General features: G+C 44.9%; 18 protein-coding genes. 1 reads left to right on the top strand and 17 read right to left on the bottom strand.

The window, feature by feature from the left end; genetic code table 11:
- Positions 1-44 precede the first annotated feature (44 nt).
- On the top strand, positions 45-575 hold the full coding sequence (locus ACRRS1_RS07795) for a SixA phosphatase family protein (RefSeq protein ID WP_432453726.1): 531 nt from the start codon (positions 45-47) through the stop codon (positions 573-575).
- Positions 576-695: 120 nt separating this feature from the next.
- Here ACRRS1_RS07795 and ACRRS1_RS07800 read toward each other — a convergent pair whose 3' ends face one another.
- The 17 genes from ACRRS1_RS07800 to leuS all read right to left on the bottom strand — a co-directional run bounded on the left by ACRRS1_RS07800 (position 696) and on the right by leuS (position 17,719).
- Positions 696-1,175 carry a discoidin domain-containing protein gene (locus ACRRS1_RS07800; protein WP_432453725.1) on the bottom strand — a complete coding sequence of 160 codons (480 nt, stop codon included), beginning with the start codon at positions 1,173-1,175 and terminating at the stop codon, positions 696-698.
- 309 nt (positions 1,176-1,484) lie between these two features.
- Complete coding sequence (locus tag ACRRS1_RS07805; RefSeq protein ID WP_432453724.1) at positions 1,485-1,955, bottom strand: discoidin domain-containing protein; 471 nt, start codon at positions 1,953-1,955, stop codon at positions 1,485-1,487.
- A 19-nt stretch (positions 1,956-1,974) separates the two neighbouring features.
- Positions 1,975-3,675, bottom strand: coding sequence for a hypothetical protein (locus tag ACRRS1_RS07810; RefSeq protein ID WP_432459051.1), 1,701 nt, complete (start codon positions 3,673-3,675; stop codon positions 1,975-1,977).
- Between the two features lie 330 nt (positions 3,676-4,005).
- Positions 4,006-4,974 (bottom strand): lipoyl synthase, encoded by a 969-nt coding sequence (lipA, locus tag ACRRS1_RS07815; RefSeq protein ID WP_432453722.1) that lies wholly within the window; start codon positions 4,972-4,974, stop codon positions 4,006-4,008.
- Entirely contained in the window at positions 4,971-5,627 is a 657-nt protein-coding gene (gene lipB / locus ACRRS1_RS07820) for a lipoyl(octanoyl) transferase LipB (protein WP_432453721.1), read from the bottom strand. Before lipB ends, lipA begins: the two co-directional genes overlap by 4 nt.
- Entirely contained in the window at positions 5,628-5,891 is a 264-nt protein-coding gene (gene ybeD / locus ACRRS1_RS07825) for a DUF493 family protein YbeD (protein WP_432453720.1), read from the bottom strand.
- A gap of 143 nt (positions 5,892-6,034) precedes the next feature.
- A complete protein-coding gene (locus ACRRS1_RS07830; protein WP_432453719.1) occupies positions 6,035-7,210 on the bottom strand; it encodes a serine hydrolase in 1,176 nt (391 codons plus the stop codon).
- A gap of 92 nt (positions 7,211-7,302) precedes the next feature.
- Positions 7,303-8,109 carry a septal ring lytic transglycosylase RlpA family protein gene (locus ACRRS1_RS07835; protein ID WP_432453718.1) on the bottom strand — a complete coding sequence of 269 codons (807 nt, stop codon included), beginning with the start codon at positions 8,107-8,109 and terminating at the stop codon, positions 7,303-7,305.
- The gene (gene mltB, locus ACRRS1_RS07840; protein WP_432468057.1) at positions 8,099-9,070 is read right to left on the bottom strand and encodes a lytic murein transglycosylase B; all 972 of its coding nucleotides are present in this window, start codon (positions 9,068-9,070) and stop codon (positions 8,099-8,101) included. Before mltB ends, ACRRS1_RS07835 begins: the two co-directional genes overlap by 11 nt.
- Before the next feature lie 8 nt (positions 9,071-9,078).
- Positions 9,079-10,191, bottom strand: a complete 1,113-nt coding sequence (gene rodA / locus ACRRS1_RS07845; RefSeq protein WP_432459053.1) for a rod shape-determining protein RodA — start codon at positions 10,189-10,191, stop codon at positions 9,079-9,081.
- Entirely contained in the window at positions 10,191-12,056 is a 1,866-nt protein-coding gene (gene mrdA / locus ACRRS1_RS07850) for a penicillin-binding protein 2 (RefSeq protein ID WP_432459054.1), read from the bottom strand. Before mrdA ends, rodA begins: the two co-directional genes overlap by 1 nt.
- Positions 12,057-12,066: 10 nt before the next feature.
- Positions 12,067-12,537: a 23S rRNA (pseudouridine(1915)-N(3))-methyltransferase RlmH gene (gene rlmH, locus ACRRS1_RS07855; RefSeq protein WP_432453714.1), complete on the bottom strand. Its 471-nt coding sequence runs from the start codon at positions 12,535-12,537 to the stop codon at positions 12,067-12,069.
- Entirely contained in the window at positions 12,534-12,878 is a 345-nt protein-coding gene (gene rsfS / locus ACRRS1_RS07860) for a ribosome silencing factor (RefSeq protein ID WP_432453713.1), read from the bottom strand. Before rsfS ends, rlmH begins: the two co-directional genes overlap by 4 nt.
- Before the next feature lie 57 nt (positions 12,879-12,935).
- Complete coding sequence (gene nadD, locus ACRRS1_RS07865) at positions 12,936-13,595, bottom strand: nicotinate-nucleotide adenylyltransferase (RefSeq protein ID WP_432468056.1); 660 nt, start codon at positions 13,593-13,595, stop codon at positions 12,936-12,938.
- Positions 13,582-14,592, bottom strand: a complete 1,011-nt coding sequence (gene holA / locus ACRRS1_RS07870) for a DNA polymerase III subunit delta (protein WP_432468055.1) — start codon at positions 14,590-14,592, stop codon at positions 13,582-13,584. The genes nadD and holA overlap by 14 nt, the downstream gene beginning before the upstream one ends.
- A 1-nt stretch (position 14,593) precedes the next feature.
- Entirely contained in the window at positions 14,594-15,088 is a 495-nt protein-coding gene (locus tag ACRRS1_RS07875) for an LPS assembly lipoprotein LptE (protein ID WP_432453710.1), read from the bottom strand.
- Between the two features lie 51 nt (positions 15,089-15,139).
- Positions 15,140-17,719: a leucine--tRNA ligase gene (leuS, locus tag ACRRS1_RS07880; RefSeq protein ID WP_432459058.1), complete on the bottom strand. Its 2,580-nt coding sequence runs from the start codon at positions 17,717-17,719 to the stop codon at positions 15,140-15,142.
- Positions 17,720-17,810 lie beyond the last annotated feature (91 nt).

A 17,810-nucleotide genomic window follows, 5' to 3' on the forward strand; every position in this document is an offset into this window, starting at 1 on the left:
TTGAAGCTAGTCTGAGGGCTAGCTTATTTATTCAAGGGAAGTTCATGGCGCGTCACTTATGGTTAATTCGTCATGCCAAATCGAGTTGGCAACAGCCTTGGATAAACGATCGGGAACGTCCCTTGAGTGCTCGAGGAAGAGCCGCTGCGGCATTGATGGCATGTGACTATGCGTTGCCATTTGCTCGACTTGAATTGCTGCAATGCTCACCAGCGATCCGCGCTCAACAAAGCTGTGAATATTGGTTAACCCAACGTCAGTTGCACTGTGACCGGTATATCGAAATCGACCTGCATGTCACAATTGAGGCAAGTTTATATACCAGTCGCTGGGCGGATCTACTGTTACATATCCAAGCTTTCGCCGATCGTTACCATCATGTTGCGCTGATTGGGCATAATCCGGCTTTGGAACAGTTGCTGGAATACCTAACGGCGCAACAGTTGCCTAAATTTCCGACGGCGAGTCTTGCTATCCTAGAGTGTAATGTCAGCGCTTGGTCCGAATTGACAGAAGGTAGTGCTAACCTGGTGCTGTTTGATACCCCCAAACGTCGGCTCGCGGCAAAGCCTTGAACCCTTATACCAACGAATTGATTTGTATTTATAGGCGATGAGCTGAGGGGTTTGAAACAAGCGTGCAATGAGCACAGGGATAAACAGCGCCTGACTTATCCCTAGATGTGATCAATTCGCTTATTTCTCAAATAGAGCTGCAACCTTGTAGTCCGAATGGAAGCTAATTTCACTAAAGGCCGTCCAAGTTCTGGCTACGTTTGTTCCAAAGCCTATAATTCGAGCATATTTGGCAGTAATGGGCGTAAAATTATAACGTTCAAAATCTTTGACCTTACCACTGGTCCAGGTTTTAAAGATACGTCGCCATTTTTTACCATCCATGGAGGTTTCCAAAGCAAATTTTTGTTTACGTTCATTCCCCTTATAAATCATGACATCTACCGAGTTTATCTCCTGAGGAACGTTGAATTCAAAATCTATCCATGATTCGCCTTTGTTTGCCCAGCGGGTTTTGTTGTTTCCGTCGATAACATTAGTTGCGATATGATTTTGGTCATGACTATTCGCAGTCACCTTCACCACATAGTAATTTGCAAGGCTTGAACCAGAGAATGCCAGCAAGGCGCCTAAAACCATCACATTGACTATTTTCTTCATTCCTTTATTCCAAATAATAAGTACATTTTTCAAGGCCGGGTACGATTTTTGTTCAAGTTGACTCGATAAAGGGTCAACATTAAACCATGTACTCTCCTGCGCTGTATTACCTTGCAAATATTTGTTTAGGCTGGTTTGATTAAGCCTATTTTTATTATGATTTGTTTATCAAAGGAGCGACAAGGCGCTCAAGTGAGGCCGATGTTTGGCTTCATTCTTAATGATACTGGTCTCAGTGTTGCGTATGAAAGCTGCTGAAGCCTGCGCCAAGTTAAGATTTGGCGCAGGCCTTACGGTTAAGCGTTTAGACTATTTTGTAAACTCAACAGCAGCTGAATCATCGGATTGGAAACGGATATCATAAAAGGCGGTCCAGCTCTGGGATACATCGGTACCAAAACCATTGATCCGTGCAAATTTAGCCGTCACTGGTGCGAAATTATAGCGTTCGTAATCTCGGGTGGTTCCGCTACTTACCGCTTCAAAAACTTTCTGCCAGTTTTGACCATCGCTTGATACTTCTAAGTTAAAACTGGCTTTTCGTTCATCTCCTTTGAAGACTGATAGGTCTAGCTTTGAGAGTTTTTGCTCACCTGCGAATTCAAATTGGATCCACGATTCGCCTTTATTTGCCCAGCGAGTTTTTTTGCTGGAATCAAGTACGTTTTTCGCAACGTGGGCTTTATCGTGGCTATTGGCCTTCACATCGACAATTTCTAGATTAGCAAAGGCTGAGCTTGAGCATAGTAGGGCACTAATTAGTAAAAATGTTTTTTTCATTTCGATCTCCATATGTTAGTTATATTTTTTTATTGTAAATCTCACGTTTATCGTAAGTGCTAGATTTTCCTAAATATTCTCCGTGAATATAACCACCCTCAGAAATAAACTCTGGGATTTGCTGCGGTTGTCCTTTTAAAGTTGCATCTAAGGCCACTAACGCTAGCGGCTCTAGTGCATCAATTCTGGCATTAAGCAAAGCGTGATGATTTAGGAAGTATCCACGAATAAAGCGATGTTTAAGAATGTTGTTGCCAATTGCTCGCGCCAATTCGAGATATTGCTGGTCAGAGGATATCTTGTACATTTCGAGGGCACTGAAAATACCGCTAGGATCTTGATTATTAAGGTTTAAGTTTAATTGGCTCGGTTTTGTTTTTGGTTCGCCAATATCTCCCCATCCAAGATGTTTTGTCATGTTGCGTGCTAGGGCCCATAACGCTTGGTCGCCAGATAAACGATAAGCCTTTAATAAGGGAAATAAATACTTTTCACTGTCGATGACTTGAGCTTGAAATATGCGGCCTTTTTTTCCGTAGTAACCGTCGCGTACTAATGGGATCCCCATGATATCAGTACCATCATTGAATACCGCTTTAAATTGGCCTCTTTCGGCATCGTAAGCCACTCGATAAAAACCTTTTAGGTCTTTCACCGCCCAGCTTAAGATTTCGCTGTCTTGATGTATTTCGGCAATGTAAAGCTTGACCAAGGCACTGCTGATGGCTATCGAATTAGCATTGCCTTTGAACAGGACATTGCCTTCTTTGGCTATCGCACCATATTCTGGACCAAATTGGCGTTGGGCACGGTCACCATATTTAGAATTGGTGTCATTATCGGATGGGGGAGATGATTCTCGTTGGCGCGGTGATGTAAATTGATAAACAGGGGCTCCAGTTTTTGGGTTACTGGCGAGTTCATATTGTTTTAGTAAAAATTTAGCCCAGTGATTGGCACCTTCAGCAATCTTCGGTTCGGCTAACTCTGTCAGTTTATAGGCCGCGTAGATAAGGTCTGAGCCGGCATTGATAAAGCTTAGACCTTTACTGAGAGGTAACTCGGGCAGTTTTGATGGTTCGACAATATCATCGGATAGCTTGCGTTGAAAAACTTTATCATTATAAGATTTTGAATATCGACCATGACGCCCCATATCCATCCTCTTCCAATTATCTAGGTGAGCGTTCCAAAAAGCTTTTATATATTTCTCAGTTGCCTTCGCATCCACTTGATGCAGAAAACTATAATAAGGAAAGTGATTTTTTAATTCATGAACTTGGTTTTTATTCTGAGGGCCTTCTAATTCCAAGCTATCCAGATTAATAAAACGATGACCTCCCCAAAAGAATAATCCATTTTCATGACTATAATTTTCTAGAAAATATCGCGCAGTTTTTTCTGCGGCTTGGTGGTACTTATCATCGCCAGTCACTACGCTGAGACCATTTAAAGTTCGCATGAAGTTTTGTTGGCTCGCAAAGTTTGAAATAGTCACACGGTGTTTATCTGGGTAGATCCATTCGACTGGTTTTCGAGTGATGGTGTTCACGCCATCGGCGAGCAGTGGACTGCGATTTGAATGACTTCTTGCTTCGGTTAATACGTTATTCACATAGCTCTTCACCGCCTCTAAACGGCGTGCATCTTGATTGTTATATTGAGTACCAGCTTGCGCAATAAGAGGTAGTAAAAGCGATAAAACGGTGAGCGTTCGCATATTCGCGGTTTAATTACCAAGTCATGAGTTGTTCCTAGATTAATAACGCATTCAATTTTTTGTCAATTTATTTAAATTAATTGAACCGTTATTTCAACCATTGATCACAATCGTGTTAGTGAATGAAATATATCGATTATCTATTTGATGGTTTTGTCGGTTTAAACTGCCCTTGAATGAACGGGATTTACCAAGCTAAGATTACCGAGCATTTTGGGGAAGGGGTCGGAGCTTGCGGTTAAATGTGGCAGCGCGAGCTAGGGTAGATATTTGAGGTTGCAAGCATGTGGGATCCGGAGAGTATGACTCTCCGGGGGAATCTAGTGGTGACTATTTAACTTCGATGCCTTTCGCTTGTAGGTCAGCATGGTAGCTAGAACGTACCAGAGGACCACAGGCCGCATGAGTAAAGCCCATCGCTTCAGCTTGTTTGCGAAGCTCGTCAAACTCTTCTGGTGGCACATAGCGGGCTACGGGCAAGTGATGTCGACTTGGTTGCAAGTATTGTCCCAGTGTGAGCATGGTGACGCCATGGTCACGTAAATCTTGCATTACTTGCAGAATTTCTTCATTGGTTTCACCCAAACCCATCATTAACCCGGATTTGGTGGGGATATTCGGATGAAGCTCTTTAAAGCGTTTTAGCAAGGTTAATGACCACTGATAATCTGAGCCAGGGCGAACCTGTTTATATAGGCCTGGCGCCGTTTCTAGATTGTGGTTAAACACATCCGGGGGATTGCCATCTAAAATTTCTAGAGCCTTATCCATACGGCCTTTAAAATCAGGGACTAGAGTTTCAATCTGAATCTTTGGACTACGGCTGCGAATTTCTTTCACACATTCGGCAAAGTGGCCCGCGCCGCCATCCCGTAAGTCGTCGCGATCAACTGAAGTAATCACTACATAGCGAAGTTTCATATCGGCGATGGTCGCAGCTAATTTTACTGGTTCTTCTTGATCTAAAGCCAGTGGTTTTCCATGACCAACATCGCAGAAGGGACAGCGACGAGTACAGATGTCACCCATGATCATGAACGTAGCCGTGCCATGGTTAAAGCATTCGGCTAGGTTAGGACAGGAAGCCTCTTCACATACCGAGTGCAAGTCATGCTTGCGCATTGCACTTTTAATTTCATTGATTCGGGTACTATCTGAAGGCAATTTAATACGCATCCAGTCCGGCTTGCGTAACATGGTTTCCTTCTCTGAAGGGATCACTTTTACCGGAATAAATGCCATTTTGTCGGCATCACGAAGTTTTACTCCGGCTTCCAATCGCACTTTTTTTGCACTCATAATGGGAGCTGTCCTCGTTGATATTCTATTTGGCTATAGCCAAGTTGTTGTGCCAAAATCTCGGTGATTTTCTCAGCCACTTGCTCGACACTGGCTGAGTGTTGAAAATCGGCAATCTGGGTCATCTCCAATCCAGCGTAACCGCAGGGGTTAATCAGTAAAAATGGACTTAAATCCATATTTACATTCAGCGCTAGGCCATGAAATGAACAACCTCGACGGATCCGCAGACCCAAAGACGCGATTTTTTTCTGTTGAACATAGACCCCAGGGGCCTCTTTCTTGGCATAAGCTTCGATTTGATAACTAGCCAAGGTTTCGATGATACTTTGTTCTATCGCGGTAACTAATTGGCGTACACCAAGTTTACGACGACGAATATTCAGCAAGGGGTAAGCAACTAATTGACCCGGCCCATGGTAGGTCACTTGTCCACCGCGATCCGCTTGAATGACTGGAATGTCACTCTTTGCTAAAAGGTGTTCGGGTTTTCCGGTTTGGCCTTGAGTAAACACTGGCTCATGCTCTACCAGCCACAGCTGATCAAGCGAGTCTTCAGTACGTTGCTCGGTGAAATCTTTCATGGCTTGGAAAACCGTTTGGTAATCCTGCTGGCCTAAATGGCGAACCTGTAATATTTGCTGATTGGACATTTATAATACGTGTCGAACGTCTTCTATGGCACCAATTTCGGTGTAAAGGCTTTCAATATGAAACTTACTCGTGACTTTTACCACTAAGGTAATGGATTTGTAGTTTCCCTTGCTACTTGGACGAGTTCGCGGGCTATAGTCACCAGGCGCTAAGTTCTGAATCACACTAAGCACTTCATCTTCTAATGTGTGGCTATTCACTCCCATGATTTTAAAGGTAAAATCGCAGGGAAAATCAAGATATTCATCAAATTTGGTTTGCATAACTGACCTAAGGATACCGTTCTAGATGCTTTCAAGAAGCGAACTTAAAATAAAAACGCGTTATTCTAACGCGTTTTTGTGATGTTTGCCTAAAATTTCCGTATCGCTTTATCTTCTATCAAGCTAGTCCTTCGCTTGTATGATTAAAATAGTGAAGCAAAAAATAGTTTGATGTAGTCAACTAGGCGTTTAAACAGACCGCCCTGTTCTACGTCTTGCAATACCACTAAGGGGTATTCGGCGACATCTTTACCATCGACTTGGAAAAATACAGACCCAACTTTTTGCCCTTTTGTTAAGGGTGCTTTGAGTTCTTCTTTTAGTTCAAAACTTGCTTGTAGTTTACTCGCCTGACCCCGTGGTAGCGTTAATGCTATATTTTGGTCAACCCCCAAAGAAACACTGTCTTGGTCTGCCATCCATACGGTTTGTTCTACAAAACTATCACCCGCTTGGTAAGGTTTGACCGTTTCGAAGAAGCGGAATCCCCAATTGAGTAACTTTTTACTTTCGGCGGCTCTGGCTTTTGCTGAATTAGTTCCCATTACAACCGAGACTAAGCGCATGCCGTTATTGGTCGCTGAAGAGACTAAGCTATAGCCTGCGTGCGAAGTATGGCCAGTTTTCATACCATCAACGTTAATACTCTTGTCCCAGAGGAGGGTATTGCGGTTATGTTGGGTAATGCCGTTGTAGGTAAAAGATTTTTCTTTATAAATTGCATACTCATCCGGCGTATCACGGATTACCGCGCTGGCAAGGATCGCAATATCTTTTGCGGTAGAGTATTGCTCGGTGTTATCTAGGCCATGGCTGTTGACGTAGTGAGTATTTACCATGCCTAGGTGAGCGGCCCAAGAATTCATCAGGCTGGCGAAAGAGTCTTCACTACCTGCAATATGCTCGGCCATTGCCACACAAGCATCGTTTCCAGATTGGATAATAATGCCTTTATTGAGGTCTGAGACTTTAACTTGTTTGCCGACTTCAATAAACATTTTGGAAGAGTCGGGGAAGTTTTTTGACCAAGCTTTTTCGCTGATGGTTACCATGCCATCCGGATCGAGTTTTCCAGATTTTATTTCTTTACCAATAATGTAACTGGTCATTATTTTCGTGAGGCTCGCTGGGGCGAGGCTTTTTTCCTCATTTTCGGCAGCGAGTACAGTGCCTGAGTCAAAGTCGACTAAATAATAAGCTTTTGCCGCAATGATAGGGGCATTTGGAATGACTTGTGGCGCAGCATCGGCAAGGCTCACATTGCTGACAATCAGAAGCGCGGAAGCGCAGCTAACACGCTGGAATACATTTTTAATCATGTTGGGCTCTTTGGCTTGTTAGTCAATAAACTTGGAAGGACATCACTATAACAAAACTTAAGCCTTGTTGGTAAGTTCCTACGCTAAATCCACTAGTTTGCTTTTAGATGAATAATATAGGCGTCTTTATATTGGCCTTGCTTAATTTGGGCTAAATTTTTCTCGGCGCTGAGGACATCCTGGTAAGGTCCAGCTCTAAGTTTTTGCCAACCATTTTCAGAAATTAATTGTGTGCTTACACCTTGGCCGTCGAGTTGACGTTGATGTTGTTCGATTTGTTGTTTGTTTTTACTGGCCAATAGTTGGATAAAATACAGAGCTTGATGGCTGCTTTGTGGTTCGGGGCTGGTTTTTTGATCATCGAAGCGAAGCAACTTGATTTTTACCTTGGCGGTACCCGCCTTGAGCATGTCTAGTTTGTAGGCTGCTGCGTAGGAGAGATCGATCATTCGCTGTTCATAAAAGGGGCCACGGTCATTGACCCGGACAATTACCGAGCGCTGGTTGCTTAAGTTGGTGACTTCCACGTAGCTTGGTAGAGGAAGATTTTTGTGGGCAGCGGAAAGACTGTACATATCGTAAATTTCACCATTAGAGGTGAGGTGCCCATGAAATTTTTTACCATACCAAGATGCTAGACCGGTGTCTTCATATTGTTCAATATCCTGCCAAACCTGATAGTTTTTCCCACGTACTCGATAGTCTCGATTACCTTGGCGGCTATAAGGCTCAAACCGCGGCACAGGGTTTTCCAAGTGGGCAAGCTCAGGTGCCTTATCTGGGGCCTTATCTTGACTGATCCCATAACGTTGGTCGCTTGGAGATGAGCTACAAGCCGTAAGAAGGCTCAATAGACCAAGGCTTAAGCAAAGCTTAATCATCGTGTGATTAATTCGCATCAAGTTGCGCCTTTGCTTGTTTGAGTTGTTGGCTAAATTGATAGACCGCCATGGCATAGAGGGGACTACGGTTATAACGAGTGATGACATAAAAATTGTGTTCCGCGAGCCAATAGCTATAACCATTAGTTTCTTCTAATTGTAGCAACTTAACCATTTTATCTGCGCTTAAGTCGTCGTCACTAGCAATGCCAGCTTGGGAGAGTTGTTGCCAAGTATGTATTAATTTTAATTCTTCACTTAACCACGGTTTGGCTTGGGCTGCACTCGCTGTCGCGGGATGGACCACGGGTTGGTTAATTTTCCAGTGATGTTGGCTAAAGTAATTAGCGACGCTGCCAATTGCATCGATGGGATTGTTGAGCATGTCGATACGCCCGTCTTGGTCGAAGTCGACCCCATAATACAAGTAGCTTGAGGGAATGAATTGTCCGAATCCCATTGCGCCAGCATAAGAGCCTTTAATCTCATCTAAGCCCCAGCCTTGTTGTTCCGCCAATTTGATAAAATAGCCAAACTCTTTGCTGAAAAATTGGCCTCGTTTGGGGTAATGAAAGCCAAGCGTATACAGCGCATCGAGCACTGAATAAGTACCTTTATGGCGACCGTAATAGGTTTCCACGCCAATGATCGCAACGATGATTTCTGCGGGGACTTGAAACGCTTGCTCTGCTTTAGCTAAACTTTTTTGATGTTGTTGCCAAAATGCTAGGCCAGCATCTAAACGCTCTTTAGTAAGGAACAAATCACGGTATTGGTACCAAGGTTTTGCTTCCCAAGGGCGTCTGATAGCATCGATAACCGCTTGCTGAAATTGGGCTTGTTTAGTGGCTTGTTGTAAATCTTTTAAGGGAATGTTTAATTCCTCACTTAAGCTGGTTAGCCGTTGCTGTTGATTCGCTGCAAAGGCAGAACTGATTCCCAATTGACAAATAATAAGCAGCAAATAACACCAACGCATAATAATCCTTATTGGGCATAAAGCCGTTTATGGGTATGAACAGACATTAGAATGCCAAAACCAGCCATTAGAGTCACGATAGAAGTACCGCCATAGCTGACTAAAGGTAGTGGAACCCCAACAACAGGTAGTAAACCGCTGACCATACCAATGTTGACAAATATGTAAACAAAGAAAGTAAGAATAATACTGCCCGCGAGTAAGCGACCAAAAGCGGTTTGCGCTTGGCTTGCGATATATAGTCCCCGGCCGATGACGTAAAAATATAGGCAAAGTAATAACATTACGCCAATAAAGCCAAATTCTTCGGCGTATACGGCAAAAATAAAGTCGGTGTGTCGCTCGGGTAAAAAATCTAACTGGGATTGGGTGCCTTGCAGCCAGCCTTTGCCAGAGAAACCTCCAGAGCCGATGGCAATCTTGGATTGGATGATATGATAACCCGCCCCTAAAGGGTCACTTTCGGGGTTGAGTAGGGTTAATACCCGTTGGCGTTGATAATCATGCATTAAGAAAAACCACAATAGTGGTATAAAGGCGGCAATTATACCAGCGGCTGCGATGACTAGACGCCAACTCATGCCTGCTAAAAACAGAGCGAATACGCCAGATGTCGCCACCAATAGCGAGGTGCCCAAATCTGGTTGTTTAGCAATTAATAAGGTGGGGGCTACCGCGAGCGCAGTTCCGATAAATAAGTGTTTTAAACTCGGCGGTAGAGAGTGTTGACTAATGTAGCGTGCCACCATCAACGGTACTGCCAATTTCATGATTTCTGAAGGTTGAAAGCGAACCACACCTAAATCGAGCCAGCGTTGCGCTCCTTTACCAACATCACCAACCAGCAATACCGCCAGTAGCATGAGTAGGCCACTGAAGTAAAATAATGGGGTCCAACGCATATAAACATCGGGGGGTATTTGTGCCAACACAAACATCACCACCGCAGCTACTGCGAGGCGAATTAATTGGCGATTCAGCATGGCAACACTTTGGCCACTGGCACTGTATAGGACACATAGCCCTAAGCCTATGAGGGCGAGTAAACCGAGTAATAGTGGCCAATCTAAATGAAGCCGCCACCAAAGTGAGTTGTTTTGCTGTTGGCTAAAGTTCCCCATTATTGAACACTACCTTTTGTTTCAAAATAACTATCAAACATACTACGAGCGAGCGGTGCGGCATTACTACTGCCGCCACCGGCATTTTCGATGACCACAACGGTGACAACTTGGGGATCATCAAAAGGTGCAAAGGCGACAAACATGGCATTGTCGCGATGTTTTTCTTTAAGCTTATCCGCATCATATTCTTGGTCTTCGGCGATATTCACCACCTGTGCGGTTCCTGATTTCCCTGCCGCTTTATAGGCTGTGCCTTTGAATGCTCGGCGCCCAGTACCGTTACTTTTGTTAATTACACCATACATACCATCGAGTGCTATTTGCCAATTCTTTTGGTTTTTCAAGTCGATTGGCGGTTTAATTTGTGGCGGAAGGCCAATATGCGAGTGGCTGTCTCCAACACTTTTTAAGATCCTCGGAGAGATGATCTTGCCGCGATTGACTAAAATATTTGTTGCTTGCACGAGTTGTAAGGGGGTTGTGGTCCAGTAACCTTGGCCAATCCCTACCGAGATAGTATCGCCTTGCCACCAAGGTTGGCGATAGCGGGCTCGCTTCCATTCCCGACTCGGCATATTGCCTCGACTTTCCTCGTGGATATCGATGCCAGTATATTCACCAAAACCAAACTTACTCATATAGTTATGAATTTGGTCGATGCCTGTTTCGTAGGCTAGCATGTAGAAGTAGGTGTCAACACTTTGTTCGATAGCTTTGTATACATCGACCCAACCATGGCCCCAGCGCTTCCAGTCGCGGAAGCGACGTTTGGTATTCGGAATTTGAAACCAACCTGGATCCCAAATTCGTTGTTGTTCAGTAATCGTGCCTAATTCCAATCCCATCACCGCTAGCTCCGGTTTGACGGTGGATGCAGGAGGGTAAACCCCTTTGGTTGCGCGGTTAATCAGGGGGCGGTCAGTTGAATTGAGTAATTTGTTGTAGTTCTTGCTGCTAATTCCGTTGACAAATAAATTGGGATCGTAGCTTGGGCTAGAAATCATCGCCAGTACCCCACTGGTTTTTGTATCAAGTAAGATGATGGAGCCACGGCGTCCATCTAACAGGCTTTGAGCTCTTAATTGAAGACGAATATCGACATTGAGGTAGAGATCTTTGCCCGGTACCGGGGGGACAATCTTCATGGTGCGAATAATTCGTCCCCGGTTATTGACTTCGACTTCTTGATAGCCAACGTTTCCATGTAAGATTTCTTCATAATAACGTTCAATGCCCTGTTTACCGATGGTGCGAGTTGCATCATATTCGGCAAGTTTATTTTCTTTTTCTAAACGTTGTAAGTCTTTGACATTGATGCGTGCTACATAACCGAGCAGATGAGTCAGGCTATCGCCATAGGGATAATATCGAGTTAGGCTCGCTTCGATACTCGCGCCTGGAAATTTATGTTGTTGGGCACTAAACATCGCCACTTGTTGCTCGCTTAGCTGTGACTTTAGTACCACCGGCTTAAAGCGACGAGTATGTTGTTTAGTTTGGTAAAAACGTTCAACGTCAGTTTCGCTTAAGTTTAGCAACTGGCTGAGCTGCTGGATTAGTGTCTCGAGATCGTTCACCTTCTCAGGAATAATTTCTATGCTGAAGTTGGGCCGATTTTCTGCCAGTAGAACCCCGTTTCGGTCATAGATTAAACCTCGGGGTGGGGCGAGCGGCAGAACCTTAATTCGATTATCATCCGAGCGGGTGGTATAGGTTTCATGCTGTTCAAATTGCAGATAGTAAAGGTTTGCTAAAAGCACACAAATGAGCAGAAAAATACCAACAATCGAGACCAAACTACGACGAATAAATAATCGTGATTCAGCCGAGTGATCTCGCATTGCGACGCGTTGTCTTGGCATATCTTAGTAACTATTCCCGATGGTAAGGATGGTTGGCGGTAATGCTCCAAGCGCGATAGAGCGTTTCAGCAACGATCACTCTTACCATAGGATGAGGCAACGTCAGCGCCGATAGAGACCAACGTTGTTCAGCGATATCGATGCAACTGGGCGCTAAGCCTTCGGGGCCACCAATTAATAGGCTGACATCTCTGCCATCCATTTTCCAGAGTTCCAATTGCTGTGCTAACTGAGGGGTCGTCCAAGGCTTACCCGTTACTTCCAGAGTCACCACGCGGTTGCCTTTGGGGATCACCGCAAGGGTGGCTTCCCCTTCTTTGTCGAGGATGCGTTTAATATCGGCATTTTTGCCGCGCTTTCCAGCATTGACTTCGACTAGCTCTAGCGGCATATCTTTAGGAAAGCGACGAGCATACTCTTGATAAGCGGTTTCTACCCAACTGGGCATTTTGGTGCCGACCGCCACTAGTTGGATCTTCATCCAGCTTTAGACTCTGCGTGGTTTGGTGCCCACAGTTTTTCTAGTTGATAAAAGTCTCGAGCGCTGTCTTGCATTATATGTAATACCACATCGCCTAAATCAACTAATACCCATTCAGATTCTGCCACACCTTCTAAGCCGATAACCTCAAATTCTGCGCGTCTAGATTCGGCAATCACATTATCAGCAATGGATTTCACATGACGTTTAGAATTACCACTACAGATGATCATAGTATCGGTCACACTGGAAAATTGGCTTACGTCTAGACTTTGAATATCTCGACCTTTCATATCTTCGATTTTATCGATCACAAAATCGATTAGTTTTTTGTTTTGCAACAAATCAACCCCAAATTTGAACTAAAAAGTGAGTATACCACGCTCGGTCAAGCTAGGTTAAGCGCCATAGAGCTTATGTTGCACAATATAATGAGCGACGGCGGGAGAAAGTTTCGTTTCAAGTTGCGCTAAGCTAGCCCCTTTAGAAAGCATCTGACGAATTTGGGTCGATGAAATTGCCATGGGTTCTAATTCACAAAAATAGACCTTACCTGCACGTTGTTGTGTAGGTTGTTGATTGAGTTGTTGTAGCTGCTGGCAGTGCTTAGGGGCTAACCACTGGGCCAGCGCTTCAGAAATGTTGAGGGGGTAGCCGGGGCGTGCGATGACCAGTAGATGAGCATGATCGCATAAATTTTGCCAATGATGCCAGCGATCGAGTTGATTAAATGAGTCTAGCCCCATGACAAAACCAATCGCGTTAGTGGGATATTCGGTGGCCAATTGCTGTAAGGTTTCGTTGGTATAAGAATGGCCGCCTCGATCAACTTCCCGCCAGTCTATATGTAACTTCGGGTGATTGATTAAGGCTAGCTCTAGCAGCTGCTTGCGTTGGGCTGCAGAGGCATGTTGGCGAGCTTTTAATGGTGATAAGGCATTTGGGAGTAGGGTTAAATCTAAAGCCTTGGTTTGCGTGAGTAGTTGCTCGGCACTGCGTAAATGGCCAAGGTGGATCGGATCAAAGGATCCGCCAAAAAATAATTTAAGCGGGCTCATGTTGTACTGACGCGAGTTCGAAAACTAAACGTTCTAATTGATGCCAAGCTTGCTCTCCAGCAAATTGTTTAATCGCTTGGTCGATGGCTGCAATTTGTAGCCTAGCTCGATTGATTTGCTGCGCGTTGTAACGTTTAGCTGCCTGACTGATTAAGCCTTGGCGCTTGTTCCATACCCCATGTTGTTTAAATAAACTTGAATGGTGGTTGCTTGGCTGTTGTTGCAATCGTGCTAAGAGTTTAAATTCTTTATCCAGCGCCCAGTTTATTAAGGTGGGTTCTTCGCCTTCTAGACGGAGCTGTTTGATGATCAGTAAACCGCGCTGAAACTCCCCCGCAAGTAAGGCATCTACTAGTTGAAAACTTGAAAAGTGATTGGCATGTGATAAGCCTGATTCAATCTCTTTTAAGCTGGGGAGTTGTGGTCCCCAACGCAGTGCGATATTAGCAACTGCTTGATTCAGAGCCAGTAAATTACCCTCGTAGTAATGCACCAAGAGGGCGATTAACTCATGATTTGGGTTTAAATGATGTTGTTGAAGGCGCTGCCGGATCCAAGCCTGTAATTGGCTCCCTTCAGGTGTATAAACCATCACCACTAAACCGTGTTTTTCCAGCTGTTGGTACCAAGCCTGTTTTTCACTGGTTTTGCTGAGTTTAGGCAGGCTGAGTAATAATCGCGTTTCTGGATTGACCAATTTGAGCACTTGCTCAAGTTGAGTTTGTGTGGATTTATCAGGAACTTTATCGAGTTGCAGCTCTATCAGCCGATACTGACTAAACAGTGATAATTCAGACATTGCATCAACAATGCTGGGCCACTCAAAGTCGGTGTCTTGGGTGAATTTTATTCGTTCTTCTGCTAGCCCGTGTTGCTGTAGCTGCTGACGAATAAAGTCGATGGCTTCGATTTTAATCAGTGGTTCTTCGCCCGCGACTAAGAAACAGTGAGTGCTCGCGATATCTTGCTGCACAAGCCGATCGGCGAAGATCCGCATGCTACCAGCTTACCGTCGCTAATTGACGCATGATTTGGTCGGCGGCCATTCCCCGTAACTCGGTGTATAGGAGCTCGCGCTCTCGTTGCTTGGCTAAAGCGGCTAAGGGGTTATCTTGGAAGTCTCGGTGTAATTGTACCGTTAGTGGGTAGTTGCCAACATCGGCAATCTGGAGGTAGCCAGCAACACGGTAACTCAGCTCATATTCGGCGACTTGTCCATTGGCAAATAATGACAAGGTTCGCTTATTTATTTCTTCACCACCAATATGAAGAGTGGGAATATCCTCTTGAGGGGAATCAATCACCTGAACATTGTTTTGTGCTAACTGACGTTTTAGCTCACGGATTAGGGGGCTAAATTCATCACTAGAAGACAAATAAACTTGGGTGAGTTTTTCATCGAGTAAATAGCTACCACGAGGGGCAAAGCCACAAGCGCTGAGTATACTTAGACTCAGGATTAGCAATCCATAGCGCAGGTTTTTAAGATTCATACTTGCTCGTATTTAAAATGGCGGAATCTGCTAACAGACTCCGCCTAAGGTTTAGTTGGCAACAATGTTGAGTAATTTACCAGCAACGTAAATTACTTTACGTACAGTTTTTCCATCAACAAATTTGCTTACATTTTCATCGCTCATGGCTAAGGCCTGAACGGTGTCTTGATTCGCGTCAGCGGCTACGGTGAGTTTAGCTCGTAGCTTGCCATTGACTTGAATGACGATGAGTTTACTATCTTCAACCATGGCGTCTTCGTCGGCAATAGGCCAATCCGCAGTATCAATCTCGCCCTGATTTCCCAAAAGTGTCCAAAGTTGGTCACAAATATGAGGGGTGATAGGCGATAGCATTAATACCACGGCGTTGATTGCTTCGCGGGTTACCGCACGAGTATTTGCATCAGACTGGTCAGCTTTCGTCAGTTTGTTCATCAATTCCATAATTGCAGCAATCGCTGTATTAAAGGTTTGACGACGGCCAACGTCATCACTTACTTTGGCAATGGTTTTGTGTACTTCACGGCGTAGATCTTTTTGCTGGGTACTGAGGCTTGCCAGATTGACTGCGCCCGCTGTGCCTGCGTTAATATGTTCAAAGCTGAACTTCCAAATTCGACGCAAAAAGCGTAGCGAGCCTTCTACAGCACTATCTTGCCATTCAAGTGTTTGCTCTGCTGGGGCCGCAAACATCATGAACAAACGAACCGTATCAGCCCCGTATTTGTCTACCATCACTTGCGGGTCAATACCGTTATTTTTCGATTTCGACATCTTGCTCATACCAGCGTAAACCAAGACTTTTCCAGTGGCTGTTTTGGCGCTAGTAATTCGGCCTTTTTCGTCTTTTTCGGTAATTGCATCGACAGGCGAAACCCATACTTTGCCGCCTTTTTCGTCTTCATAGTAGAAGGCATCGGCAAGTACCATTCCTTGAGTTAATAAGCGTTTGAAAGGTTCGTCTGACTCGACTAAACCAGCATCGCGTAATAATTTGTGGAAGAAACGAGCATATAATAAGTGCAAGATGGCATGTTCGATCCCGCCAATATATTGATCGACTGGTAGCCAGTAGTTGGCTTGCTCGGGGTCGAGCATCACATCCTGATTATTGGCGCTACAGTAACGAGCGTAATACCAGCTGGATTCCATAAAGGTATCGAAGGTGTCGGTTTCATGGAAGGCTACTTGCCCTTCAAACTCAGTTTTTGCCCACTCCGGGTCGGCTTTGATTGGCGAGGTAACGCCATTCATCACTACGTCTTCTGGTAGCACAACTGGTAGTTGGTTTTCTGGGACGGGAACCACATCACCATTGGCAAGGTTAAGCATTGGAATGGGGGTACCCCAATAGCGTTGTCGGCTAACGCCCCAGTCTCGTAGGCGAAAGTTAACCTGTTTGCTCCCTTTGCCAATCGATTCAAGTTTGGCGGCTACCGCATCAAAAGCGGCCTTAAATTCTAAGCCGTCAAATTCACCAGAGTTGAACACCTCGCCTTTTTCGGTAAAGGCTTGCTCTGATAGGTCTAGTGCCGCATCGCTTGGTTTAATTACACCAACAATTTCTAAGCCGTAGGCTTGAGCAAATTCATAGTCTCGTTGGTCGTGGGCGGGAACCGCCATGACAGCTCCAGAGCCGTAACCCATTAATACAAAGTTAGCTACCCAAATTGGCACCAGCTTGCCAGTTAGCGGATGAACGGCATTTAGCCCGGTGGCCATGCCTTTCTTCTCCATCGTCGCCATATCGGCTTCGGCTACTTTGTTGTTTTTACATTCATCTATGAAAGCGGCTAAGTCTGGGTTGGTTTTCGCAGCTTCTAGGGCGAGTGGGTGCTGTGCTGCGATACCCACATAAGTGACCCCCATGACGGTGTCAGGGCGGGTCGTGTAAATTGAGAATTGTTGGTCGCTATTTTCTAAACCAAACTGCATTTCGACGCCTTCGGAGCGGCCGATCCAGTTTCGTTGCATGGTTTTAACTTGTTCTGGCCAGTCATCTAGCTGGTCTAAGTCATCTAATAGCTCTTGCGCATAAGCGGTGATCTTAATAAACCACTGCGGAATATCTTTTTGCTCAACTAAAGCTCCAGAGCGCCAGCCGCGACCGTCGATCACTTGTTCATTGGCGAGTACGGTTTGATCGACCGGGTCCCAATTCACGGTGGCCATTTTTTTGTAAACTAAACCTTTCTCATAAAGCTTGGTGAAAAACCACTGCTCCCAACGATAGTAATCTGGCTTACAAGTTGCCAGCTCGCGGTCCCAGTCGTAACCGAAGCCTAGCTGTTTTAGCTGAGTTTTCATGTACTCAATGTTTTCGTAAGTCCATTTAGCTGGTGCGGTATTGTTGTTAATCGCAGCGTTTTCGGCAGGTAAACCAAAAGCATCCCAACCCATTGGTTGCATCACATTTTTACCCTGCATGCGCTGGTAGCGTGATACGACATCACCAATGGTGTAGTTGCGCACGTGGCCCATGTGTAAACGACCACTTGGGTAGGGGAACATCGACAGACAATAAAATTTTTCTTTTCCTGGCTGTTCAACGACTTTAAACGTTTGTGCTTGCTCCCAGTGCTGTTGCACTTTGGTTTCAATTTCACGTGGATTGTATTGCTCTTGCATCTGTGGATTCTTCCAGAATGAACCAAAATTTGGACATGGCAGCATATGCTACCGTACTCGATCCGCATAGGATACCGAGTCCGCTTGCTGA

The sequence above is a fragment of the Agarivorans sp. Z349TD_8 genome, from assembly GCF_050870825.2.
Lineage (GTDB): Bacteria > Pseudomonadota > Gammaproteobacteria > Enterobacterales > Celerinatantimonadaceae > Agarivorans.

Coding starts and splice junctions, on each gene's coding strand:
- ACRRS1_RS07795 (WP_432453726.1), top strand. CDS start 45: ATGGCGCGTCACTTATGGTTAATTCGTCATGCCAAATCGAGTTGGCAA.
- ACRRS1_RS07800 (WP_432453725.1), bottom strand. CDS start 1,175: ATGAAGAAAATAGTCAATGTGATGGTTTTAGGCGCCTTGCTGGCATTC.
- ACRRS1_RS07805 (WP_432453724.1), bottom strand. CDS start 1,955: ATGAAAAAAACATTTTTACTAATTAGTGCCCTACTATGCTCAAGCTCA.
- ACRRS1_RS07810 (WP_432459051.1), bottom strand. CDS start 3,675: ATGCGAACGCTCACCGTTTTATCGCTTTTACTACCTCTTATTGCGCAA.
- lipA (WP_432453722.1), bottom strand. CDS start 4,974: ATGAGTGCAAAAAAAGTGCGATTGGAAGCCGGAGTAAAACTTCGTGAT.
- lipB (WP_432453721.1), bottom strand. CDS start 5,627: ATGTCCAATCAGCAAATATTACAGGTTCGCCATTTAGGCCAGCAGGAT.
- ybeD (WP_432453720.1), bottom strand. CDS start 5,891: ATGCAAACCAAATTTGATGAATATCTTGATTTTCCCTGCGATTTTACC.
- ACRRS1_RS07830 (WP_432453719.1), bottom strand. CDS start 7,210: ATGATTAAAAATGTATTCCAGCGTGTTAGCTGCGCTTCCGCGCTTCTG.
- ACRRS1_RS07835 (WP_432453718.1), bottom strand. CDS start 8,109: ATGCGAATTAATCACACGATGATTAAGCTTTGCTTAAGCCTTGGTCTA.
- mltB (WP_432468057.1), bottom strand. CDS start 9,070: ATGCGTTGGTGTTATTTGCTGCTTATTATTTGTCAATTGGGAATCAGT.
- rodA (WP_432459053.1), bottom strand. CDS start 10,191: ATGGGGAACTTTAGCCAACAGCAAAACAACTCACTTTGGTGGCGGCTT.
- mrdA (WP_432459054.1), bottom strand. CDS start 12,056: ATGCCAAGACAACGCGTCGCAATGCGAGATCACTCGGCTGAATCACGA.
- rlmH (WP_432453714.1), bottom strand. CDS start 12,537: ATGAAGATCCAACTAGTGGCGGTCGGCACCAAAATGCCCAGTTGGGTA.
- nadD (WP_432468056.1), bottom strand. CDS start 13,595: ATGAGCCCGCTTAAATTATTTTTTGGCGGATCCTTTGATCCGATCCAC.
- holA (WP_432468055.1), bottom strand. CDS start 14,592: ATGCGGATCTTCGCCGATCGGCTTGTGCAGCAAGATATCGCGAGCACT.
- ACRRS1_RS07875 (WP_432453710.1), bottom strand. CDS start 15,088: ATGAATCTTAAAAACCTGCGCTATGGATTGCTAATCCTGAGTCTAAGT.
- leuS (WP_432459058.1), bottom strand. CDS start 17,719: ATGCAAGAGCAATACAATCCACGTGAAATTGAAACCAAAGTGCAACAG.